Below are 21,884 nucleotides of genomic sequence, written 5' to 3'. Positions count from 1 at the left end.
CTATGACCTCAATTCGATGACCGTCTTGCCGATCCGAACAGGGACACCCAAATCAACGGGTAAAGCGCGGGTTAGCTGGCTGCCCGCCAGGAAGGTGCCGTTGGTGGAGCCGAGATCCTCAATGAACCAGCGGCTCCCCTGGGGAAACAACCGTGCGTGACGACCGGAGGCGTAGTCATCTTCGAGTACCAGGGTTGCCTCTTGTGCCCGCCCCAGCAGGATGGGACTCGAGGAAAGTTCGAGTGTGGTGCCCTCTAGGGGGCCCTCGGTGACGACCAGGGTGCGCGCTGTCACGCGGGGTGAAACCTCCTCGACCAGTTCGGGGTGCTTTCGCGCCTGGCGCGCTGAGGGGGTACCGAGGCGGTTTCGACTGCCTACCACGAGATCCCGTCGTAGGGCGCTGACTACGCTGATCACGAGAATCCAGATCAGGATCAGGAAGCCATACCGGAGCACAGCGAGTGTCAGTTCACTCAGTTCACTCATTCCTAGCGGCCACCGTTCGGGACCGGGATGAGTCGGAAGGTCATGCGCGTGCGGCCCATCGTGATGATCGATCCGTCAGTCAGGTCGGTTTTTCCTTGAACGCGCTGGCCGTTGACGTAGCTGCCATTGGTGGAGCCGAGGTCGACGGCCTGGGTGGTGCCACCCTGGGTGCGGATCTCCAGATGCTTCCGGGAGACTCCCGTGTCATCGACGAGAATATCTGCTTCTGAGGATCGGCCAAGGATTATCGATCCGGCATTGAGTGAGTAGCGCTGGCCGTCGAGGTCAAGGACGGGCTGTAACCTGGTCGGCTGGCGGGTGGGAGCGTCGGGGGTTGCTGGTCGTCGCGGGCCATCCTGCTTCTCGGTCGCTGAATCAATCTCGAAAATCCCAGCTTTGAGGCTGGTGTCGCGAGTGAATGACACTTTGACAGCACCCCGCAGGGTGTAGCCCTGACTGTTGACGTGCTTGATGACGACGTCGCACAACTCTTCAGCGAGGGACGCGCCCCATTCCTGGGCCAGTACGAAATCAGACTCTGACAGCCGGGCCGTGAAGACGTTTGGCGCGAGGGTGCGGCCCTCTGTGAGTGTGATGGCTTTGTTGTCCAGTTCCCTCCGCAGGGCACTGGCTATCTCGACAGGTTGCACCTGGGATCGCGACCCGGTCGAGAAGGCGCCTCGGACAATCTTTTCCAATCCGCGTTCAACGTTATCCAAAATGCCCATTTGCTGCCTCCTCACCCATCGACTGGTTGGTTGGTCGGAACAGCCGCTCATAGCCCTCGTTGTGCACGAAGGCATGGTCGACGTACGACACGATCAGTTCGATACTACTGGGGACCTCTGGAAAAGGCCTTAACCACTCGTCGTGCATCAACCACCAGGAGATGACAATTCCGGCATCAGGACGGGTGCGACAGGGTACCCGTCCCAAACCCTGACTGCCGGGGGAGGGCAGAGCGTTTAGGTGATTCAAGTGATGCTCCGTTATGCTTATTTCTGCTGTTCTCGGAGGTTTTCGAACGTTTGACGGAGAAATTCTGAGCGGTTGCGCGCGAGTGGCGGAACGGCAGACGCGCTGGCTTCAGGTGCCAGTATCCGAAAGGGTGTGGGGGTTCAAATCCCCCCTCGCGCACGGCTTAGACCCCCGGTTATCCGGGGGTCTTCTTCGTTAAGTCGCGAGTGTGGTAGTGAAATCCTGGTTGCTGTTGTTGTGGATCCGTGGCTGGGATTACTGGAAGTCCCGCGATTTGGTCGTTGCCTTCATCTTCAGTACTTCAAACTTGTCCGCCACAATATTCACCACACCCTCCGAAGATCGCTCCAGCATGCCACGGACCAGCACACCGCTTGCCTCCCGCGCGATGCGCCGGTAGCGCTGCCAGACTCCCACCGAGCAGATCACGTTCACCAGTCCCGTCTCATCCTCAAGGTTCATGAAGGTAATCCCGCTGGCAGTGGCCGGTCGTTGCCGGTGGGTGACCACACCGCCCACTTCAACCCTCCGTCCTGACTCAGCCTGCACCAGATCCGCGGCAGTCAGAACACCCCGCCTGGTCAGGGTTGATCTGAGGTGCCGTACAGGATGATCATCGGGGGTGATGCCGGTGGACCAGAGGTCAGAGGCGACCCGGTCAGCAGCAGTGAGGTCAGGGAATAGCGGAGGTTGGATATACACGGTGGTGCCCTTGAGTTGTCCAGCTCGTTCGGTCGCGGCGGGGCCGGCATTCCAGAGCGCTTCACGCTCGGTGAGCCCCATCGACTCGAATGCTCCCGCCGCTGCCAGCGATTCAAGCTGGGCGGCGTTGAGTTCAGTGCGCCGTACCAGGTCAGCCATATCCGCAAAAACACCGTTGCGAAGGCGCTCGGAGACAATCTGTTCTGCCACCCTGGCCCCGATGGACTGGACGCTATCCAGGCCCAACCGCACAGCAAAGGTGGCATCCCGCCGGTGCAGCGTCGAGTCGAAAGGGATCTTTCGGTCAAAAGGCCCAACAGGTGGTTGATGATGATCACAGCAGGCGTCCATCCCTGTGGCTGGTCCGATAGCAGCACCGGTATGTTCATCGAGGGGCTCAAGATCTGCATGCACTCCCGACTGCAGCAGATCCGGCCGAAGGACTGTCACCCCATGCCGGCGGGCATCCGCCACCAGGGTCTGCGGAGAATAGAATCCCATCGGCTGAGCCCGCAACAGTGAAGCGAGGAAGGCCCCGGGATAGTGCAATCTCAACCAGGCACTGACATACACCAGGAGGGCGAAGCTGATGGAGTGGCTCTCAGCAAAACCGAAATTGGCGAAGGCCTGGATTTTGAGGTAGATCGAATCAGCTGTCTCACCGGTAATGCCATTGGCTGCCATCCCTGCATACAGCTTGTCCCGCAGGGTATCAATGCGTTCAAGTCCTCGTTTGGACCCCATGGCCCTGCGTAGCTGGTCGGCGTCGGCCCCCGAACAGTTACCAACCACCATGGCCATCTGCATGAGTTGTTCCTGAAAGAGCGGTACCCCCAGGGTTCGTTCCAGTACGGGTTCCAGTTTGGGATGCAGGTAGGTGACGTCCTCATCCTTCAACTTCCGTTTAATGTAGGGGTGGACGGCCCCACCCTGAATAGGCCCTGGCCGTACCAGTGCCACCTCAATCACCAGGTCATAAAACTCTCGCGGCTGGAGGCGGGGCAACATGCCCATCTGGGCACGACTCTCCACCTGGAACACGCCGATGGAATCGGCGAAGCAGAGCATGTCATAGACGCCCTGCTCTTCCTTCGGAATGCTGTGCAAATCCCACTTTTCACCAAAATGCTTCTCAGCCAGATCGAAGTTGTACTGGATGGCGGCGAGGATTCCTAGCCCCAGCAGGTCGAACTTCACCAACCCCATCCACGCACAGTCGTCCTTGTCCCACTGCAGGACGGTCCGGTTCTCCATCCGTCCATGCTCAATCGGGCAAACCTCGCCAACAGGCCGATCCGTGAGCACCATCCCCCCTGAATGGATGCCAAGGTGCCGCGGAAATTTCAGCACACTCTGAGCCAGGTTAACGACCGCCTCAGGGATGTCGTGGTCGTCGCTGGACACGAGCCCACCCCACCGTTCAATCTGTTTGGACCAGGCGTCCTGCTGCCCCGGGCTGTGGCCCAGAGCCTTGGCCATGTCACGGACAGCAAATTTGGGCCGGTAGGTGATCACGTTGGCTACCTGGGCGGCATTGAATCTGCCGTACTTGTTGTACACATATTGAATGACTTCCTCCCGCCGGTCGGAATCGAAATCGACGTCGATATCCGGTTCCTCATCACGCATGCTGGAAAGGAAACGCTCAAACGGCAGATTATACAGAATCGAATCCACAGCAGTGATTTCCAGCAGGTAGCAGACAGCCGAGTTGGCAGCCGAACCACGACCCTGGCAGAGAATCCCCTGGTTCCGGGCGAAGTGCACCAGGTCGTGAACAATCAGGAAGTAGCCGGGGAACTTCTTGTCCTCAATGACTCCAAGTTCCTTTTCGATCCGCTCCACCACATCACTGCGTCCTGGATAAAACTTGTCGGCACCCTGCCAGACCAGCTTCCGCAAGTAGCTCATCTGGGTATGCCCGTCCGGGAGGGTCAAATGAGGCAGCCCGGGCTTGACGCTCCGCAGCCTGAACGCAAGGTCGTCGGCAAGATCCACTGTTCGTTCGATGGCACCGGGATAAGCTGCAAACCGAGCAGCCATTTCTGCTCCGCTGCGTAGATGAGCAGTTCCTGCAGCGGGCAACCAACCGTTCATCTCATCGAGACTCCTTCGTGCACGCACGGCTGCCAGCGCCGTGGCCAGTTGGTGCTGAGCGGGTGAGGCATAGTGCACGTTGTTGGTGGCGATCACAGGAAGCCTCAGCCGGGCTGCCACAGCAGCCAGCGCATCGTTGAAAGCACTGTCCATCGGGTTTCCCTGGTCGGAGAGCTCAACAGCAACGTTGTCCTGCCCAAACAGCTCAACCAGGTGCCCGACGGCAGATCGGGCACCCCTCTCGCCATCACGCATCAGCGCTCGGCGGACAGTACCTTTTCGACAGCCGGTGAGGATCATCCAACTGCCTGACGCCCGCCCGGCCAACCCATCAAGGCTGTACAGCGGTTTCCCTTTCTCTGCGCCCTCGGCCAATTGTGCAGTGGTGATGGCGCCAGCCAGCCTCCGGTATCCCTCTGCGCCCCGGGCGAGGACCAGTAGGTGGCTGCCTTCCGGATCGGGCTCACCGTTTTGGGGTTTCTGCAGATCCAGGGACAGTTCAGTGCCATAAACAGTGCTCAACTGTGGGTATTTTTCGGCGGCTTCGGCAAGGTGAACCACCCCGTAGAGGCCGTCATGATCGGTCAACGCCAGACCATGCAGCCGCAGCCGGTGGGCTTCCTCAACTAATTGTTCGGGACTTGACGCACCGTCGAGAAAGCTGAAGTTTGAGTGAACGTGAAGTTCCGCATAGGGCACCAGGGGGCCGGTTGGCTCAGGAAGCTCTGCGTCGGGTGCCCGGTACGGTTGGCGTTTCGGTGACCAGGCAGGGCTGTCCCCGCCGTCAGCACCCACGGGTGGCGCACCAGGACGACGGTGGTCAGAGAGGGTTCGCTCAAACTCCGACCACGAGATGGGCGGATTACTCCATCCCATGGCTACCCCACCGCTTCCTCGCAGGCATAGCCCTAGTCATAGCTGGCCTCAGCCCACCAGCGGTGATCCTCGAGCAGCAGTAACCAGGCTGTACCTGTGCTATCCACGAGCTGGAAACGGTTGAGCACGCGGCTTGCTGAATCCCACCATCGTTCACTGATGGGCCAGGGCCCGGCCCAGTGCTGCACCGTGCGTTGACCGGTGGTTGTTCCTGGTGCAGCGAACCGTACGGGGGTGCTGGTAAGCATTCCTCGGGTGTCAACGTCAACGGTGCACCCCGCAACATCCTGAACGAGCACCTCAAGGGGAGTGTCGAAGACGGTGGCCGGTGCTGGGCCCGGCAACCGTCCAGGCCAGGGTTGGCCCTGTTGGGACTTTGCCGTTGCCGGATGACTGGTTGATGAGTCACCCCACGGGATGAACACCCTGCGGTCCTTGAGCATCCTGCCCCCTGCAACTATCGCAGTGAGCACTGCTCCGTGGCCCAGCATGCTTTGCACGCGGGCCAGCCCATGGTGGATGCTTTCATCGGGTCCGGTGCCCCATAGCCCGTCCGCGTGGTCGCCGAGATCCTCAACAGTGTCAGGAATTGTTTGTACCCGGGTGATGCCTGATTGCAGTCCGTGTTCAATCAGCCCGTCACCTTGCAGCTGCCACCTGACGCGATCGAGGACGTCGTCAGCATCAAACCATCGAGGGTGCCGCCAGAGCCGGTCAGACACTTCGCCGGATTCGGAGTGCAGTACCACCCGCACCGCGGTACACACGAAACCGGTCTCGCGAAGGCGGTCAACAAAGCGGTCAGCAGCGGTACGGAAAGCGAAAGCAAGTTCATCAATTCGAGTCAGGGCCGGTTCGAAGTCGACGACGACATCGAGTTCAGGTGGGGGCTTTCGGGCCACGACAGTGCGGTGGTCGAGCCCGCTGGCTTTGCGGTGCGCGAGGGCTCCCTCGACGCCGAACCGGTTGCGGATGTCACCGGAATCCAATCCGGCAAAGTCGCCTAGAGTCCTGATTCCCAACCGTCGCAGCAGGACTGCGAGTTTGGGTTCACCAAGCACCTCCAAGGGGAACGTGCTCAGGAAGTGTGGTGATTCACCGGGTGGGACAACCCAGATGGGGTCCTGTTCAGCACCCTCAAGAACTTCTGTGGCACGGGCTGCATGCTCAGCTGCGAACGGTGAATCGGCGACACCAATCCTTGCGGTGTTCAGACCAAACGAAGCGAGCGTGGTGAGGAGTACCGACCCTGCGGGAGCCTCGCCGCCGTAGTACCTGCTGGGTCCCTGGGCGTGGATGGCGCAAAGCCCCGGGCGTACCACCTGGACCCCCGGCATGATCTTTTCAATACCGGCGACTACTGGTTCAAAGACCCGTTCATCGAGGTCCGGAGCATAGCGTTCGACGACGAGTTCAGGGCACCGTGCCTGGGCTTCACGGACCCTTAACCCACGTTTTACTCCTTCGGCCCGCGCCGAAGGGGAACAGGCGAACACCTTGCCCTTGTCAATAAGCGCAAGGGGAGCATTGACTGGAACGTCAAGTTCACGAAGGGCAGCGGTAATCGGCCAATCTGGGATCCAGAGCATCATGATTCTGGTGGCGTTCTGCCGGGGTGGTTGAGGAGGTGCCTGCAGCTTCATGAGGCGTTCACCACCTGGGGAATAAAGGGCTGTCTCTCATTACCGCTACCAACACCGGGGAACTGGGCCCACGTGCTTTGCCGCAGTTCGGTCAGAGAGAGTTCCGAGCTCCGGGAGCGGCCAGTGTGTCCCGTGGCTGTGACCTTCAACCTACGGGTCTGGAGGTGTCCCGACCCGGATCCCAAGCCTCCCCACCTGTTTTCTGACACGCTGAGTACGGCTTCGCTCTGCGGCCAGGTACCCAGGGTGATCAAGGCTGCTCCGCGCTGCCGTAGCCGTGCCCTGAGCCGTGCCGCATCTGAACCAGTAATAGTTGATGGTGCCTTGGTCAGAATGACTGACACCACGTCCACCATTGCTGCTGTGACTGCTAGCCATTGGCCATCCAGATGGGGAATGAGGATCAGGCGATCCAGATCAATACCCAGGTTTGCTGCCGCCTCAACGTTGAAGTCGGGGATACCGATGACGCTGCACCAGGCGCCAGAGCCTGATGGGCCAGCTAGCAAGGCCATCGCCAGTGTGGTGGAGTTTTCAACCGAGTAGGCGGCACCAGCCATCAGACCACCGCCAGGGAGGATTCGTCCGAGAGAGGGAATGGTGGGCAACCGCCGGGAGCCCAGCCGGCTGCCCTGCATCTGATTGATCTTCTCCTGCAAGCCTGATTCACTGCGGGATTTACCAGCGGTTTCGGGTACCAGCATGTCCTGATCCGGGGCGTATCCCGGAGACATCACAGGGCTGGTTGCTGGTGCGCTCACCCTTTAATTTTCGAATATATGTTCGATTAAGTCAATCGGTTGTTCGGCCCTTCAAACCTCCTGAACATACGGTTTGGAGGTCCCTCGGAGTACCCTATCCTCATGTGCGGACGTTTTGTGGTGGCGGGATCTGACCAGGACCTCATCGACCTGTTTGACGTTGACTTTGTTGATCAGGAGCTGCCGGAACCCTCCTACAATGTTGCTCCCACAGACACCGTCCGGCTTCTGCTGGAGCGACTGGAGGATACCGGTGGTCATCCTGCCAGACGCTTGACCACCGCCCGGTGGGGGCTGGTGCCGTCCTGGCTGAAAGACCCAAAGAAGGGCCCACCCCTGATCAACGCCAGGGCTGAAACTATCCTTGAGAAACCCTCCTTCCGCACCGCTGCCTCACGTCGCCGGGGCATCGTGATGGCCAACGGCTATTACGAGTGGGAAAAGGGGCCGGATGGCAAAATACCTACCTACCTTCACGGCCAGACCAACGACATGCTAGCCTTCGCAGCCCTGTATGAATACTGGCCAGACCCAACACTTCCGGATGATCATCAAGACAAATGGCTGCGCAGCTGCACCATTATCACCACCACAGCCAGTGACACGCTCGGCCATATTCACGACCGAACACCGCTCATTCTCCCCCCGGATCTCTACTCAGAATGGCTGAATCCACGAATGACCAGTAGCGCTGACGTGCGGACACTGATCGACGCCATTCCTGAACCTCAACTCGTGCCCCGCGTCGTCGGAGACGCCGTCGGATCGGTCCGCAATAACGGGCCGCAGCTGATTGAGCCCGCCGCTTGATGACGGTCTCAGCAGTCTCCGATCCCGCAACCCCACAGTTCTCGGTTCTCGTACTCAGCGCCAACCGGGACCACCACCTCGCCAATCTGGTGGCGGGTCTTAATCGTTCAACCCTGCAGCCCACTGAGCTGGTGGTCGCCTACATGGGCCAGCCAAACCCCGCGCCACTGGTCTCAATGATTCCTCAGCGGATTGTCCATCTTCCAGCGTCGGCAACCGGCGCCCTCAACCTTGCTGCCGCCCGCAACGCGGCTGCCGCGGCAGCTTCGACTGACACCCTCATCTTCCTGGACGTGGACTGCATCCCGGCCAGCACGTTGTGCGAAACCCTACACCGGGACCTGGCGGACGCCGGGGGGCTTGTCATGGCCCAGCCCCGCTACCTGAGTGCCGCAGGATTCCCCAGGCACGACGGCGATGCAGGGCTGATGCGCGCCTCGATCCCGCACCGAGCGCGGAAGTCGCTGGCGCCGGCGGCGGGCGCATCACCTGCCCGCACCGACCGCTATGAGCTGTTCTGGTCCCTGGGTTTTACTGTCACGGCAGACGATTTCGGACGGATCGGCGGATTCGATGAGGCGTTCACCGGGTACGGCGGGGAAGACACAGATTTTTCCTTCACCGCCCGGGACCGTGGCGTGACACTCTCGTTCTCCAACGCCACGATGTTTCACCAGCATCACGGGGTCACCCGCCCCCCGCTGCAGCACTTCTCCGATATCGTTGCCAACAGCCTCGTGTTCTACCGGAAACGGGGGGTGTGGCCGATGACCGGGTGGTTGACTGCCTTCGCCGACGCCGGGTACATCGCCTGGGCCGCCGACGGCAACACGGTTGACGTGCTTAGACAGCCCACCGCGGGTGAGGTTGCAGCGGCACAGGTGAATGCACCGTACTAAGCACCTGACGCCGAGGCCCTGGACACCAGGTCAAGAAACCGGTCGCTGAAGGTGTCGCGGCTGACAAACAGGGCCGCCCCCAGCGCTCCGGCATCAGATCCCACAGCCTGGCGCAGGAGCTCCGGCCACGCTGCAGCTGACCAGATCTCAGCCAGCGGGATTCCGGCTGACCTGTTCAGAGCGCGGGCAAAGGCAGTCTGCTCTCCGAAAGGCCGCGCCTCTGGCACCAGGATGGTGGGCCGGCTGGCAGCGGCCGCCGCCGCGACGGCGTGGTATCCGGCGGACGTGACGATGAGATCCGCCGCCGCCAACTCCGGGCGCGGGTCCTCGACAACGCCGAGCAGGCGCACATTCGGTGGCAGGTTGGCGCTGCCGGAGCTGAGACCCACCACATTCCACTGCCATTCGGGGGATGATCGTGCAGCTCTGGCGATCTCCGTGACGCTCACCCCGCTGCCCCCGAGGCTGGTCTGGACGGTAATGACCTTCCCGCCAGCGGGGACGGTCCTGGCAGCGGCAGAACCTGGTGGTTCGAGCATCCCCAGATACTGCGTCCGGTCTCCGTATGCCTCATGATAGGTGGCATCCTCCAGGGTTTGAGGATAGTAGGCGAACAGCCCGGTGGCGGCAGCGTAGGCGCTCTGATGTGCCACGTCCGAACGGTCACCGGGCATCCGCCGGTAAAGGACCGGATATCCGCAGAGCCGGGCGAAGACTGCGGCCTCGGCGGAGACGTCAATGATCACCACCTGGGGATCGAAGTCCTGCCAGGCAGCATGCAGCTGGGAAAACCGGTCCCTGATAGTTGAGGTGGTGGGTGCGTAGTGCAGAAACGGTTCAGGGGGCACCGGGTAGGGCTCGCCGTCGGGCCGGATATCAGCGGCGAGCTGGGCAAAGCGGGTGTGCGGGATGCCGCTCAGTCCTGGCGGTTCGGTGGAGCCGGTGACCAGGAGATCGACTACCTGCAACCGTGCGATAGCCAAGGCGTGGCGCAGGTGTCCGGATCCGTGATGATGGGTGTAATAGGCAACGCGGGGGAGGGCCATCGGTACCCTAGGACGCCAGTATCTCGGCATCGGTCAGCAGGCCCTGGCCCACCAACTCCCCGAGATGCTTTTCGTAGCTGGTGATCATCACCTCGGCGGCGAACCGCGACGCGGAGGCCCGTACCTCCACGCTATCTGCGTGGCGGGCTTGTTCGATGGCCACCGCCAGGTCGGCTGCCGCGAACCCCCTGGCGACCACCCCGGCCCGCTCGTCAATAATTTCGGCCATCGCGCCGCAGGGCAGAGCAGCCACCGGTGTACCGCAGGCCATCGCTTCGACGGTGCTCAGTCCGAAGGGTTCTGCCCATAACGGTGAGGAGATGAACACGGCACCCGAGCTGAGGAACGACGCCAGCTGGCCGTGGTCGAGGTGGCCAACATGTTGTACCGATTCGCTGAGCAGCGGAGCGATGGTCCGGTCGAAATAGTCCTGATCGCTGATGGGACCAGCAAAACGGATGCGCATCCCGGCGAGGGCAGCAGCTTCGATTGCCACGTGCAGGCCCTTCTCGGGGGTGATCCGGCCGGACCAGACAGCCGTGTTGGGCCGTCGTCGGGCCAGACCTGCAGTGCGCCATTCTTCGAGGCGGATTCCGTTGTGAACCACGTTGATGTTCCGCAGGTGGGTTCTCCACTGCAGCGCGTTGGCCGCCGACACGCTGACAAACTTTTGCCGCGGGGTGGGGGTGTAGCCAGCCGCGTCAAAGACGTCGGTCACCCGTGGGAGTGGTGGGGTGTGAAGGATGGTCAGCATGGGCTGGCGCGGCGGATCGGCATGCGGCAGTGGGCTGAGCGAGTTATTGATGACGACGTCGAACTCGCCCTCGTTGACTCGGGCGAGAGTCAGACGCTGCGCATTGTCGAGGAGGTGCGTCTGAGCATCGCGATCAGGGCCGTCAAGATACTTGGTGAAGGTGAATCCGGCGTTCAGGACGGGCACCACTGTGCCCGGCCCCCGACTGCCGTCCTTGGCGAACAAGGTCACTGAATGGCCTCGAGCTGTCAGCTCTTCGGTCAGCAGGGCGGTATGCATCTCCAGCCCGCCGGGATAGGGGCTGGCTATCGGATGGTGCAGGTGTGCCATGACGGCAATGGTGAGCGGTTGCGCAAGCAGCATAAAAGTAAGTATGCTTCATTTCCGTGAAAAGTCGACACGGAATGAGGAACGAGATCTACTGGGCGGATTTCTCCGCATGAAGATTTTTGGTGATCAGGTCCTGTTTACGGACCGCTGCATGGGTTGAGCGTTCAGCGACCAGCCACGCTGGCGGCTCCTGCAAAAGGGCAGTGATGTCAGTGGTGGAGAGCGGTTCAGTGACTCCCCCACGGGCAAGACCGCTGATGGAGATACCGAGCTTCTGCGCCACTACGGGGCGGGGATGGGGCCCGCTGCGGCGAAGTTCAGCGAGCCACTCAGGAGGATTCTGCTGCAGTTCGTTGAACTCGGCGCGGGTGACGTCAGTGTCCTGGAACTCCTGTGGAGCGGCTGGCAGGTAGATTCCCAGTTTCTTTGCCGCTGTAGCGGGCTTCATGGTCTGGGGGCTTTTCGCGGGGGTCATTCCTCAACCCTAGCTCCCCCCGCCGCCTCCGACCCGCCCTGGGTTCGCATTCGTGCGAAGAAGGCGGCAAGCTCGGTCGTCGCTGTGAGCGGTAGCACGTGGGCCACGTACTGGTCCGGACGGACGACGACGACGACGCCCTCCCGGTCCAGCCCGCGCAGTTCGTAAATGTCCTGGTCGGGGTCGACACCGAATACCTTTTCCAGGTAGTCCAGTTTGAACGGCCCCACCCGGGGTTTGAACACCGCCGGCACGGCGTTGATGTCGAGGCTCCGGTGGTCCTGCTGGTAGATCACTTTGACGTCGAACCACGCGTCCTGGTCCGCGCCCCCGGGGGTCACCATGAGAGGAGAATCCGGCGAGGATTCCAACCAGTTGGCCAAAGTGGCGGCCTTCGACTGAGTGCCCGGAAGGGCCGCATCGGCGAAGACATAGATCCGCCACCGCCCGTCGGCCGTCGCCTGGTGGCCAAGCTGAAGCGGGTTGGTATCGCAGACGCGCACTACTGGCGCTGACTTGAAACGTTTGCCGATAGGGAACCCGGCGGCGAGCTCCTGGTGAGTTGCCTCGCCGACAATCATGGAGGGCGTGTACTCGGTCATGAATCCGGCCGGAAACTCCATGGTGCTGGTATAAAAGTTCTCCAGTTCAGTCGGATCCTCAAATTCCTCGGGTTTCTTGGCCATCAGGGAGGACCACTGCCTGTCGAAGTCGATCAGGTTCTTCGCTACGACCTGCCGCTCGGCGGAATAGGTCGACAACAGACTGTCAGGGCTGCGGCCCTCCAGGACGTGCCCCAGCTTCCAGGCGATGTTGAACCCGTCCTGCATGGAGACGTTCATTCCCTGGCCGGCTTTTGCGCTGTGCGTGTGGCAGGCGTCCCCGGTGATGAAGACCCGGGGGCTGCGGGTGCCGAGCTCCTCGGGGCGGACGTCGTCGAACCGGTCAGTCAGGCGGTGGCCTACCTCATAGACGCTATGCCAGGCGACGTTCCGGACGTTCAGCGTGTAGGGGTGAAGGATGGCGTTGGCTTTCGCGATGATCTGTTCGACTGTGGTGCTGCGGATTTCGCCCGTGGTGTGGGTGTCGACGTCGCCAAGATCCACATACATGCGGAAGAGGTGGCCACCTTCCCGGGGAATGAGGAGGATGCTCCCTCCAGCGCCTGACTGGATGGCGCACTTCAACCTGATGTCGGGGAAGTCAGTCGTGGCGAGCACATCCATGACACCCCAGGCGTGATTCGCCGCTTCTCCGGCGAGCGTGCAGCCGATGGCGGTCCGCACTTTGCTGCGGGCACCGTCTGCGCCGATCACGTATCTCGCCCGTACTGACCGTTGCGTGCCTTCGAGCGGTCCGGTGGTGTGGGTGAGCGTGACGGCGACGGGGTATTCGCCCTCGCTGGAGACTTCTAGGCCGGTGAACTCCAGGCCGTAGTCAGGTTTCATGCGGGTGGGGGAGTGCGCCATGACCTCGGCGAAGTAGTCGAGGACCCGTGCCTGGTTGACGATGAGATGCGGGAATTCGCTGACGCCGGCCGGGTCGTCGAGCGGTCGGGCGGTCCTGATGATGCGTGACGGGTCCGCCGGGTTGGGCTTCCAGAACGCCATCTCGGTGATCCGATATCCCTCTGCGATGATCCGTTCAGCAAATCCGAACGCCTGAAAGGTCTCAACACTGCGTGCCTGGATGCCGTCGGCCTGCCCGATCGCGAGTCGGTCGGGCCGCCGCTCAACTATGCGGGTAGTGATACTCGGGAATTGGGACAACTGGGCAGCCGCGAGCATTCCAGCCGGACCGCTGCCGATGATCAGCACGTCGACCTCATCGGGAAGGTCGTCGGGACGATTGACGCCGACGCCGGCAACGGCCTGAACCCGCGGGTCACCTGAAACGTAGCCGTGATGGTGAAAATGCACGGTTTTCCTCACTCACTTCGTTGTGAAAGCTCGACGGCCAGCAAAATCTGTTCTCTATGCGAATAGGTCCTCCGATAATCGAATGACGTTCCTCGAACTGTACGACGGACCTGACGCAGGACACAACGATCCCAGCCCCACAGGGAAGGGTTGACGTGCCCCTCGCCACGGATGATAGTTGATCGTATACGATTTCATACATTAAGTACTGATGGAGTTGCGGAGCGTGCGCGCAGCACAGCTCTGCAGAACGATGAGGAGAAACGCGGTATGAGCCTTCAGTCCCAGACTCAGACGGTGAGCGCTGAACTGCTGGCCCGCACCCGCAAGGTTGTTGCAGTCCACATCAACTACCCAAGCCGCGCTGCCCAGCGCGGTCGCACGCCACTGAAGCCGTCCTACTTCCTGAAGCCGTCGACGTCGCTCGCGCTCGGATCAATTGATGCTCCAGGCACCGTCGAGCGGCCGCTAGGGTGTGAATTGCTCGGGTTTGAGGGCGAAATCGCCCTGATTATCGGCACAACGGCACGCAGGGTTGCGCTCGACGACGCCTGGAGCCATGTCGCCTGGGTGACGGCGAGCAACGATTTGGGGGTTTACGACCTTCGGTACGCCGACAAGGGGTCGAACGTCCGCTCCAAGGGGGGCGACGGCTTCACTCCCCTCGGTCCGCGCCTGATTCCCGCCGGCGAGGTGGACCCCGCCGCGCTGCGGGTGCGCACCTGGCATAACGGCACCCTCATGCAGGATGACACCACCGAAGAGCTCCTGTTTCCTTTCCCCCAGCTGGTCGCCGACCTGACCCAGCTCCTCACCCTTGAGGAAGGCGACATCATCCTGACCGGCACCCCGGCGGGCGCGTCGGTGGCCCACCCCGGGGACACGATCGACATTGAGGTCACCGGGGGCACCCACAGCAGCGGCCGGTTGAGCACCCGGGTGGTCGAGGGAACGACGCCGTTCGCCGCCTTTGGTGCCCGGCCCAAAACCGATGACACCCAGCGCGAGGAAGCCTACGGATCGCGGGAGGCGGCCGGGTTGGAACCGCTCGGTCACGCTTTGCCGCCGGAACTGAAGAAAAAGCTCGAGAGTGTTGCGACCGCCACCCTGTCCTCCCAGTTACGGAAGCGTGGCCTGAATAACGTGAGCATTGACGGGCTTCAGGCCACCCGCCCGGAGCGCCGCGTGGTGGGACTGGCCCGCACACTGCGTTTCGTTCCCAACCGGGAGGACCTTTTCGCATCACATGGTGGCGGGTTCAACGCCCAGAAGCGCGCCATTGACTCGGTGAACGACGGCGAAATCCTCGTCATGGAGGCGCGCGGCGAAAAGGGCACCGGAACAGTGGGGGACATCCTGGCCATGCGCGCCCAGGTGCGGGGGGCGGCGGCCATCATCACCGACGGCGGGGTGCGCGACTACTCAGCGGTGGCCGACCTCGACATGCCCACCTACTTCGCCAACCCGCACCCTGCGGTGCTGGGCCGGCGACACGTCCCGTGGGACACGGACATCACCATCGCGTGCGGCGGGACGACAGTCCAACCCGGTGACATCATCGTGGCCGATTCGGATGGCATCCTCGTGATTCCGCCGGGTCTTGCCGAGGAGCTCGTCGACGATTGCATCCTGCAGGAGCAGGAGGAGACCTTCATTTTCGAGATGGTCAAACAGGGAAACGGCGTCGACGGGCTGTACCCGATGAACGCCGATTGGAAGGCCAAGTACGTGCAGTGGGTTGCCGCGGGAGCAACACGTGACTGACGCCGTCGTCGTAGCGTCGCCCCTGATGCAGGGTGGCGAGGTCACGCCGGAAAGCAAGTCCGAGCGGGCCTACACTGCGATCAAGGCGCGCATCATCGAAGGTTCCGTCACGCCTGGCTATCGTCTGGTGCTGGCGAAGATCGCCGGGGACCTTGGGGTCAGTGTGGTTCCGGTCCGGGAGGCAATCCGGCGGCTTGAGGCCGAAGGGTTGGTGACGTTCGAACGCAATGTCGGTGCCACCGTCTCCGGGATCGACCCGACCGAGTACCTCTACACCATGCAGACCCTGAGCATCATTGAGGGTGCCGCGACCGCACTGTCTGCGCCGTCGATCGATTCGGTGGCGATTGCCCGCGCCCGCGCGGTGAATACCCAGATGCGCGACTGCCTTGCCCATTTCGATCCGGTCCGGTTTACGGCACTGAACCAGGAGTTCCACAGCATACTGTTTGAGCACTGCCCCAACCCGCACATTCTTGACCTGGTGCACCGGGGCTGGGACCGGCTGGCCACGTTGCGGTCCTCGACCTTCAGGTTTGTCCCGGCACGTGCCAGGGAGTCGGTCCTGGAACATGATGCCCTCCTGCGCCTTATCGAATCGGGCGCCGACGCCGAGACGATCGAGGGTGCGGCGCGTCGGCACCGGACGGGAACCCTCAACGCTTACCTGGCCCAAACGCCAGTTTCCGCCGAATCAGTTCCGCACATCACTCAGGAAGAGAACCAATGACGTCCACTGTCCCTGAAATCAGCTACTACGTCCCCGAGAACCTGCCTACCCACATCCAGCACTACATCAACGGGGTATTCGTCGATTCGGTGGGCGGCGCGACCTTCGACGTGCTGGATCCGGTATCCAACACCACCTACGCCACCGCAGCCGCAGGGCAACGGGAGGACATCGACCTCGCCGTGGCCGCCGCGCGCACGGCGTTCAGTCATGGCCCCTGGCCGCGGATGAAACCACGGGAACGCGCGCGGGTCCTCAACAGGATCGCCGACGCCGTCGAGGCGCAGGAATCGCGCCTCGCCGATCTCGAAAGTTTCGACACTGGCCTGCCCATTACCCAGGCCAAGGGCCAGGCCCTGCGGGCCGCCGAGAACTTCCGCTTCTTCGCGGATCTCATCGTGGCCCAGTTCGACGACGCCATGAAGGTGCCGGGCTCCCAGATCAACTACGTGAACCGGAAGCCCATCGGCGTCGCCGGGTTGATCACACCCTGGAACACCCCCTTCATGCTCGAATCCTGGAAACTCGCCCCGGCCCTGGCCACCGGCAACACCGTGGTCCTCAAACCCGCCGAGTTCACACCACTTTCAGCGTCCCTGTGGGCCCAGATCTTCAAGGACGCCGGGCTGCCCGACGGCGTATTCAACCTGGTCAACGGGCTCGGCGAGGAGGCGGGGGACGCGCTGGTCAAACACGCCGATGTTCCGCTGATCTCCTTCACCGGCGAGACCACCACGGGTCAGACTATTTTCCGGAACGCGGCGACACACCTCAAGGGCCTGTCCATGGAACTTGGCGGGAAGTCGCCGTGTGTCATCTTCGCCGACGCGGACCTCGACGCTGCTCTTGATTCGGCTCTCTTCGGTGTCTTCTCGCTCAACGGTGAACGCTGCACCGCAGGCTCCCGCATCCTGGTGGAACGCGGCATCTACGACGAGTTCTGCGAAAGGTACGCTGCGAGGGCGAGGGCCATCGTCGTCGGCGACCCCCATGACCCCAGGACCGAGGTGGGCGCCCTGGTCCACCCCGAGCACTATGAGAAGGTCGCCTCCTACGTCGAGCTCGGGAAGTCGGAGGGCCGGTTGCTGGCCGGTGGTGGCCGTCCGCCACATCTCCCCGAGGGCAACTACATTGCGCCGACGGTGTTCGCCGATGTCGCCCCGGAAGCGCGAATCTTCCAGGAAGAAATCTTCGGACCCGTCGTCGCCATCACCCCGTTTGAGAACGACGACGAAGCGCTCGCGCTCGCCAACAACACCAAATACGGGCTCGCCGCCTACATCTGGACGCAAAACCTGACCCGGGCCCACACCTTTTCCCAGAACATGGAGGCCGGCATGGTGTGGTTGAACAGCCACAACGTGCGTGACCTCCGCACCCCGTTCGGAGGGGTGAAGGCGTCGGGTCTGGGCCACGAGGGCGGTTACCGTTCAATCGACTTCTATACCGACCAGCAGGCAGTCCACATCAGCCTCGGCGCCGTCCACACCCCAAAGTTCGGCGACACTTCCACCGCGCATAACCTCTAAAAGCCCTGCTACCTTTCGTCTTGCTCAACGAAGAGAGACCATCATGACCAACTTTGTCCCCACTCCCAGCGTCCCGGCACCGGACATTGTCCGGTGCGCCTACATGGAAATTGTTGTCACTGACCTCGTGAGGTCGCGGGAGTTTTATGTCGACGTCCTTGGCCTGCACGTGACCGAGGAAGACGACGGCACCATTTACCTGCGGTCGCTGGAGGAGTTTATTCACCACAACCTGGTGCTGCGCCAGGGTCCCGTGGCTGCCGTCGCCGCCTTCGCCTACCGGGTGAAGTCTCCGGCCGAGGTGGATGCCGCCGAGGCGTATTACACGGAGCTGGGCTGCCGTACCGAGCGGCGCAAAGACGGGTTCACGAAGGGCGTCGGCGATTCTGTCCGGGTGGAGGACCCGTTGGGCTTCCCCTATGAGTTTTTCTACGAGGTTGAGCACGTTGAACGCCTCACTCAACGCTACGACCTCTACTCCGCTGGGGAACTGGTGCGCCTTGATCATTTCAACCAGGTCACTCCCGATGTGCCGCGCGGACGCAAATACCTTGAGGACCTGGGCTTCCGGGTTTCGGAGGACATCCAGGATTCCGACGGCGTGAGTTACGCGGTCTGGATGCACCGCAAGCAGACGGTGCATGACACGGCCCTGACCGGTGGCAACGGTCCGCGGATGCATCACGTCGCGTTTGCCACCCATGAGAAGCACAACATCATCCAGATCTGCGACAAGATGGGCGCCCTGCGCATCTCCGACCGGATTGAACGCGGCCCCGGGCGGCACGGCGTCTCCAACGCTTTCTACCTGTACATTCTGGACCCCGACGGGCATCGGATCGAGATCTACACCCAGGATTACTACACGGGTGACCCGGACAATCCCACTGTCACCTGGGACGTCCACGACAATCAGCGCCGCGACTGGTGGGGCAACGCCGTCGTCCCGTCCTGGTACAGCGAAGCCTCACTGGTGCTTGACCTCGACGGCAATCCTCAGCCCGTCGTCGTCCGTGAGGAAAAAAGCGAGATGGCGGTGACGGTGGGCGCCGACGGCTTCTCCTACACCCGCCAGGAGGGCGATAGTATTGCCCAGGGATTCAAGCTGGGAGCGCAGCTGTAGCCATGCTTGACGCCACAACCATTGAAGCTATCGCCGATGAACTGGTGAAGGCCGGCCGCAGCCGCACCCCGATTCCGCGCCTCACTGCCCGGTATCCCGACATGACGGTCGACGACGCCTACGCCGTCCAGCAGCTGTGGCGCCAGCGCAACGAAGCTGCCGGACGCAGGCTGGTGGGACGCAAGATTGGCCTCACCTCCAGGGCCATGCAGGCCGCCACCGGCATCACCGAACCGGACTACGGGGCCATTTTCGATGACATGGTGCTGGACACCGGTTGCTCGGTGGACTGGGACCGATACACCCATCCGCGGGTCGAGGTGGAGCTGGCGTTTGTGCTGAAGACTGATCTGTCCGGTCCTGGCTGCACCATCTTCGACGTCCTGAACGCCACCGACTACGTGGTTCCGGCCCTGGAGATCCTCGATTCCCGGATCGAGATGGAGGGCAGGACCATTGTGGACACCATCTCGGACAACGCGGCGATGGGGGCCATGGTGGTGGGCGGCCGCCCGGTGAAGCCCGACGCCGTCGATCTCCGCTGGATCGCCGCCATCCTCTATAAGAACCAGACAGTCGAGGAGACCGGCGTCGCCGCAGGGGTGCTCGACCACCCGGCTGCCGGCGTCCACTGGCTGGCCAACAAGATTGCCGCCCATGGCGATAGCCTGAAGGCCGGGGACATTATCCTTGCTGGCTCCTTCACGCGACCACTGTGGGTTCAGAAGGGCGACACCATCCACGCCGACTACGGACCGCTGGGAGCTGTAACATGCCACTTCCGCTAGAGACCACGTTTCGTGAAGCGCTCGCAGGGGCGGATCGCCCGTTGGCGGGCATGTGGGTGTGCTCGGGAAGTCCGCTGATCGCCGAGCTCTGCGCCGGGGCCGGCCTGGACTGGCTCCTCATCGACGCCGAGCACAGCCCGAACGGGCTCGAATCCATCCTTGCTCAACTCCAGGCCGTGCACGGCTACCCGGTCCACGCGATGGTCCGTCCGCCAGTGAACGACACCGTACTGATCAAGCAGTACCTCGACCTCGGGGTGCAGAACCTCTTGATCCCGATGGTTCATTCGGTGGCTGACGCTGAAGCCGCCGTGGCAGCCACCCGGTACCCACCGGAGGGGGTCCGCGGCGTCGGCTCGGCGCTGGCCCGCGGAGCCCGGTGGAACCGTGTCCCCGACTATCTTTCCCGCGCCGGCGAAACCATCAGCGTGACGGTGCAGGTCGAGTCGGTTGCCGCCGTCGATGCCGTCGAGGCTGTCCTGGCCGTCGACGGTGTTGACGCGATCTTCGTGGGCCCTGCCGACCTTGCTGCTTCCCTGGGGGTGCGCGGGCAGCAGGAACATCCCCGCGTGCGGGCCGCCGTCGAGCACTGTCTTTCGGCGGCTCAGAAGGCTGGGAAACCGGCTGGAGTGAACGCCTTCAACCCCGATACTGCACGCCACTATCTGGATCGTGGTGCCAGTTTCATTCTGGTGGGTGCCGACGTCGCGCTGTTGGCGCGGGGTTCGGAGGCCCTGGCAGCTCAGTTCGTTCCCGTGTCCGACGGCGATTCTCCCGCCAGCTACTGAACCTCCTGCCCAATCGGCCGAGGTAGGGGTCCGGCGGACGCGCTCGTGGGTTAGTGTGATCAGGTGTCCGAGCCCCAGCCCAGCGTCCTCACCGTCGGTTTTGTCCCAGGTGTGACCCCCGGCAAATGGGTCAGCAGGTGGCGCGAGAGGCATCCGGCTAAACCGCTGGAGACCGTCGAGTACGAAGTTGCCAGCCAGGAGCTTGCCCTCCGTGACGGCACTGTAGACCTTGGTTTTGTCCGCCTACCGGTTGAGCGCGAGGGTCTCAGCGTCATCCCGCTCTACGAGGAACAGCCAGTGGTGGTAGCGGGCAAGGACCACGAACTGTCGCTGTTTGATGAGGTGCCATTCGTTGAACTGGCCGAGGAGAACCTGCTTGAGGTCGGCGCGAACGGTGGGGAGAAGGGTGCCATCGAACTGGCGGCGACGGGCGCCGGCGTGGTGATTGTGCCCATGTCGATTGCGCGCCTCTACACCCGCAGGGACGCAATCTATCGTCCGGTGCTGGATGTACCAGCCACCACCATCGCCGTAACCTGGTTGGCCGACAATCTTTCCGAAGACATCGAGGAATTCATTGGCATTGTCAGGGGGCGCACCGAGCATAGTTCACGGCAGCCTTCGGCCAGGGAACCGGCAAAGAAGGAAAAGAAGGCGCTGAAAGCAGCGGTCAAGAAGCAACCTTCGGCAGGGTCCGCGAAGCCCGGCCAGAAGGCTGGCGGGACCAAGCGATCGTCAGCAGGCGGCAAGAAACAAACCCCGCGCGGTCGAAAGCCCGGTGCGGGCGGGCGTGGCCGACGCTAGCCGGTGCAGACCCCTGTTTGCCGACCCCGAACTCCCCAGCCCCTTCCCTTTCGCAGAACCGTGAGGTCTGGTGGGTGATCGGGTGAGTCGCCCGATCTAACGCCTCAGCGGGTGGGTTGTGGGGTTTCGTGCACGCCCCCTGTGGGCTGTGACCGGGCCGCGAAAAATAGTTCAAAATTCTTTTCCGGATGTCCTCCTGCGGACCTTGTTTTGTCAGTGCCCGATGATGGAATGGGGGTATGAAAAGCAGTACAGCTTCTCCTACCGGAAAGGGATACCCTCCCGAATCCGGCGCGGACTCCGGCTCGACCGGCGGGCCCGCGAACACGTCTGCGGGGGCTTCGGGCGGTTCGTCGGGGACGTCTGGTGGGGCGTCTGGTGGGTATGGTCCGGGGGATCCGTTGGGTGTCGGCGCGGTGTGGACCGCCCCGGCGGCTGATCGGGAAGCGTCAGCTGATCGGCCGGTGTTGATGGGCGGGGTGGCTGTGGCGGCGGTGGTCGGCCTGGATGCGGGGCGGACCCTGGACCTGATTAAGGATCTGGGAGGGTTGCGTTCCTGGGTTGATGCGCAGGAAGCGAAAG

18 protein-coding genes, 1 tRNA gene and 1 pseudogene are annotated in these 21,884 nt (G+C 62.5%); 11 read left to right on the top strand and 9 right to left on the bottom strand.

Features of this window, described 5'->3' with window-relative positions; genetic code table 11:
* A complete protein-coding gene (locus ACX80G_RS09830) occupies positions 1-486 on the bottom strand; it encodes an FHA domain-containing protein FhaB/FipA (RefSeq protein WP_459307459.1) in 486 nt (161 codons plus the stop codon).
* Positions 487-488: 2 nt separating this feature from the next.
* Positions 489-1,214: an FHA domain-containing protein gene (locus ACX80G_RS09825; RefSeq protein WP_459307458.1), complete on the bottom strand. Its 726-nt coding sequence runs from the start codon at positions 1,212-1,214 to the stop codon at positions 489-491.
* A 326-nt stretch (positions 1,215-1,540) separates the two neighbouring features.
* Here ACX80G_RS09825 and ACX80G_RS09820 point away from each other — a divergent pair.
* Positions 1,541-1,623: transfer RNA gene (locus ACX80G_RS09820), tRNA-Leu, on the top strand.
* A 96-nt stretch (positions 1,624-1,719) separates the two neighbouring features.
* Here the strand turns inward: ACX80G_RS09820 and ACX80G_RS09815 are convergent.
* The 3 genes from ACX80G_RS09815 to imuA' are packed head-to-tail and all read right to left on the bottom strand — an operon-like array spanning position 1,720 to position 7,543.
* Entirely contained in the window at positions 1,720-5,139 is a 3,420-nt protein-coding gene (locus tag ACX80G_RS09815) for an error-prone DNA polymerase (RefSeq protein ID WP_459307457.1), read from the bottom strand.
* A 32-nt stretch (positions 5,140-5,171) separates the two neighbouring features.
* Positions 5,172-6,782, bottom strand: a complete 1,611-nt coding sequence (locus ACX80G_RS09810; RefSeq protein ID WP_459307456.1) for a DNA polymerase Y family protein — start codon at positions 6,780-6,782, stop codon at positions 5,172-5,174.
* Entirely contained in the window at positions 6,779-7,543 is a 765-nt protein-coding gene (imuA', locus tag ACX80G_RS09805) for a DnaE2-dependent mutagenesis accessory factor ImuA' (protein ID WP_459307455.1), read from the bottom strand. Before imuA' ends, ACX80G_RS09810 begins: the two co-directional genes overlap by 4 nt.
* Positions 7,544-7,645: 102 nt before the next feature.
* Between imuA' and ACX80G_RS09800 the strand changes: the two genes are divergently transcribed.
* Entirely contained in the window at positions 7,646-8,353 is a 708-nt protein-coding gene (locus ACX80G_RS09800; RefSeq protein ID WP_459307454.1) for an SOS response-associated peptidase, read from the top strand.
* Entirely contained in the window at positions 8,353-9,252 is a 900-nt protein-coding gene (locus ACX80G_RS09795; protein ID WP_459307453.1) for a glycosyltransferase family 2 protein, read from the top strand. Before ACX80G_RS09800 ends, ACX80G_RS09795 begins: the two co-directional genes overlap by 1 nt.
* Here ACX80G_RS09795 and ACX80G_RS09790 read toward each other — a convergent pair.
* The 4 genes from ACX80G_RS09790 to ACX80G_RS09775 are packed head-to-tail and all read right to left on the bottom strand — an operon-like array spanning position 9,249 to position 13,776.
* Positions 9,249-10,298, bottom strand: a complete 1,050-nt coding sequence (locus ACX80G_RS09790) for a glycosyl transferase (protein ID WP_459307452.1) — start codon at positions 10,296-10,298, stop codon at positions 9,249-9,251. The two genes, ACX80G_RS09795 and ACX80G_RS09790, sit on opposite strands and share 4 nt — an antisense overlap.
* A 7-nt stretch (positions 10,299-10,305) precedes the next feature.
* The gene (locus ACX80G_RS09785) at positions 10,306-11,415 is read right to left on the bottom strand and encodes a glycosyltransferase (protein ID WP_459307451.1); all 1,110 of its coding nucleotides are present in this window, start codon (positions 11,413-11,415) and stop codon (positions 10,306-10,308) included.
* A gap of 55 nt (positions 11,416-11,470) precedes the next feature.
* Positions 11,471-11,857, bottom strand: a complete 387-nt coding sequence (locus tag ACX80G_RS09780) for a DUF5997 family protein (RefSeq protein ID WP_459307450.1) — start codon at positions 11,855-11,857, stop codon at positions 11,471-11,473.
* Complete coding sequence (locus tag ACX80G_RS09775; RefSeq protein WP_459307449.1) at positions 11,854-13,776, bottom strand: FAD-binding monooxygenase; 1,923 nt, start codon at positions 13,774-13,776, stop codon at positions 11,854-11,856. The genes ACX80G_RS09780 and ACX80G_RS09775 overlap by 4 nt, the downstream gene beginning before the upstream one ends.
* Before the next feature lie 270 nt (positions 13,777-14,046).
* On the opposite strand from ACX80G_RS09775, the gene ACX80G_RS09770 reads away from it, so the two are divergent.
* From ACX80G_RS09770 to ACX80G_RS09735, 8 genes and pseudogenes are all read left to right on the top strand, one after another.
* Positions 14,047-15,540: a fumarylacetoacetate hydrolase family protein gene (locus tag ACX80G_RS09770; RefSeq protein ID WP_459307448.1), complete on the top strand. Its 1,494-nt coding sequence runs from the start codon at positions 14,047-14,049 to the stop codon at positions 15,538-15,540.
* Between the two features lie 25 nt (positions 15,541-15,565).
* On the top strand, positions 15,566-16,270 hold the full coding sequence (locus tag ACX80G_RS09765; protein WP_459307621.1) for a GntR family transcriptional regulator: 705 nt from the start codon (positions 15,566-15,568) through the stop codon (positions 16,268-16,270).
* Positions 16,267-17,799: a 5-carboxymethyl-2-hydroxymuconate semialdehyde dehydrogenase gene (gene hpaE, locus ACX80G_RS09760; RefSeq protein WP_459307447.1), complete on the top strand. Its 1,533-nt coding sequence runs from the start codon at positions 16,267-16,269 to the stop codon at positions 17,797-17,799. The genes ACX80G_RS09765 and hpaE overlap by 4 nt, the downstream gene beginning before the upstream one ends.
* 43 nt (positions 17,800-17,842) lie before the next feature.
* On the top strand, positions 17,843-18,922 hold the full coding sequence (hpaD, locus tag ACX80G_RS09755; RefSeq protein ID WP_459307446.1) for a 3,4-dihydroxyphenylacetate 2,3-dioxygenase: 1,080 nt from the start codon (positions 17,843-17,845) through the stop codon (positions 18,920-18,922).
* A gap of 2 nt (positions 18,923-18,924) precedes the next feature.
* Positions 18,925-19,710: a 2-oxo-hept-4-ene-1,7-dioate hydratase gene (gene hpaH / locus ACX80G_RS09750; RefSeq protein ID WP_459307445.1), complete on the top strand. Its 786-nt coding sequence runs from the start codon at positions 18,925-18,927 to the stop codon at positions 19,708-19,710.
* Entirely contained in the window at positions 19,695-20,498 is an 804-nt protein-coding gene (locus tag ACX80G_RS09745; RefSeq protein ID WP_459307444.1) for an aldolase/citrate lyase family protein, read from the top strand. Before hpaH ends, ACX80G_RS09745 begins: the two co-directional genes overlap by 16 nt.
* A gap of 63 nt (positions 20,499-20,561) precedes the next feature.
* Positions 20,562-21,302: a LysR family substrate-binding domain-containing protein gene (locus ACX80G_RS09740; protein WP_459307443.1), complete on the top strand. Its 741-nt coding sequence runs from the start codon at positions 20,562-20,564 to the stop codon at positions 21,300-21,302.
* A gap of 239 nt (positions 21,303-21,541) precedes the next feature.
* A pseudogene (locus tag ACX80G_RS09735) lies at positions 21,542-21,884 on the top strand (HNH endonuclease); the annotation flags it as partial.

It is taken from the genome of Arthrobacter glycogeni (genome assembly GCF_054510815.1).
The sequence above is the reverse complement of the archived record's forward strand: the minus strand, read 5'-3'. Positions and strand labels throughout refer to the sequence as shown.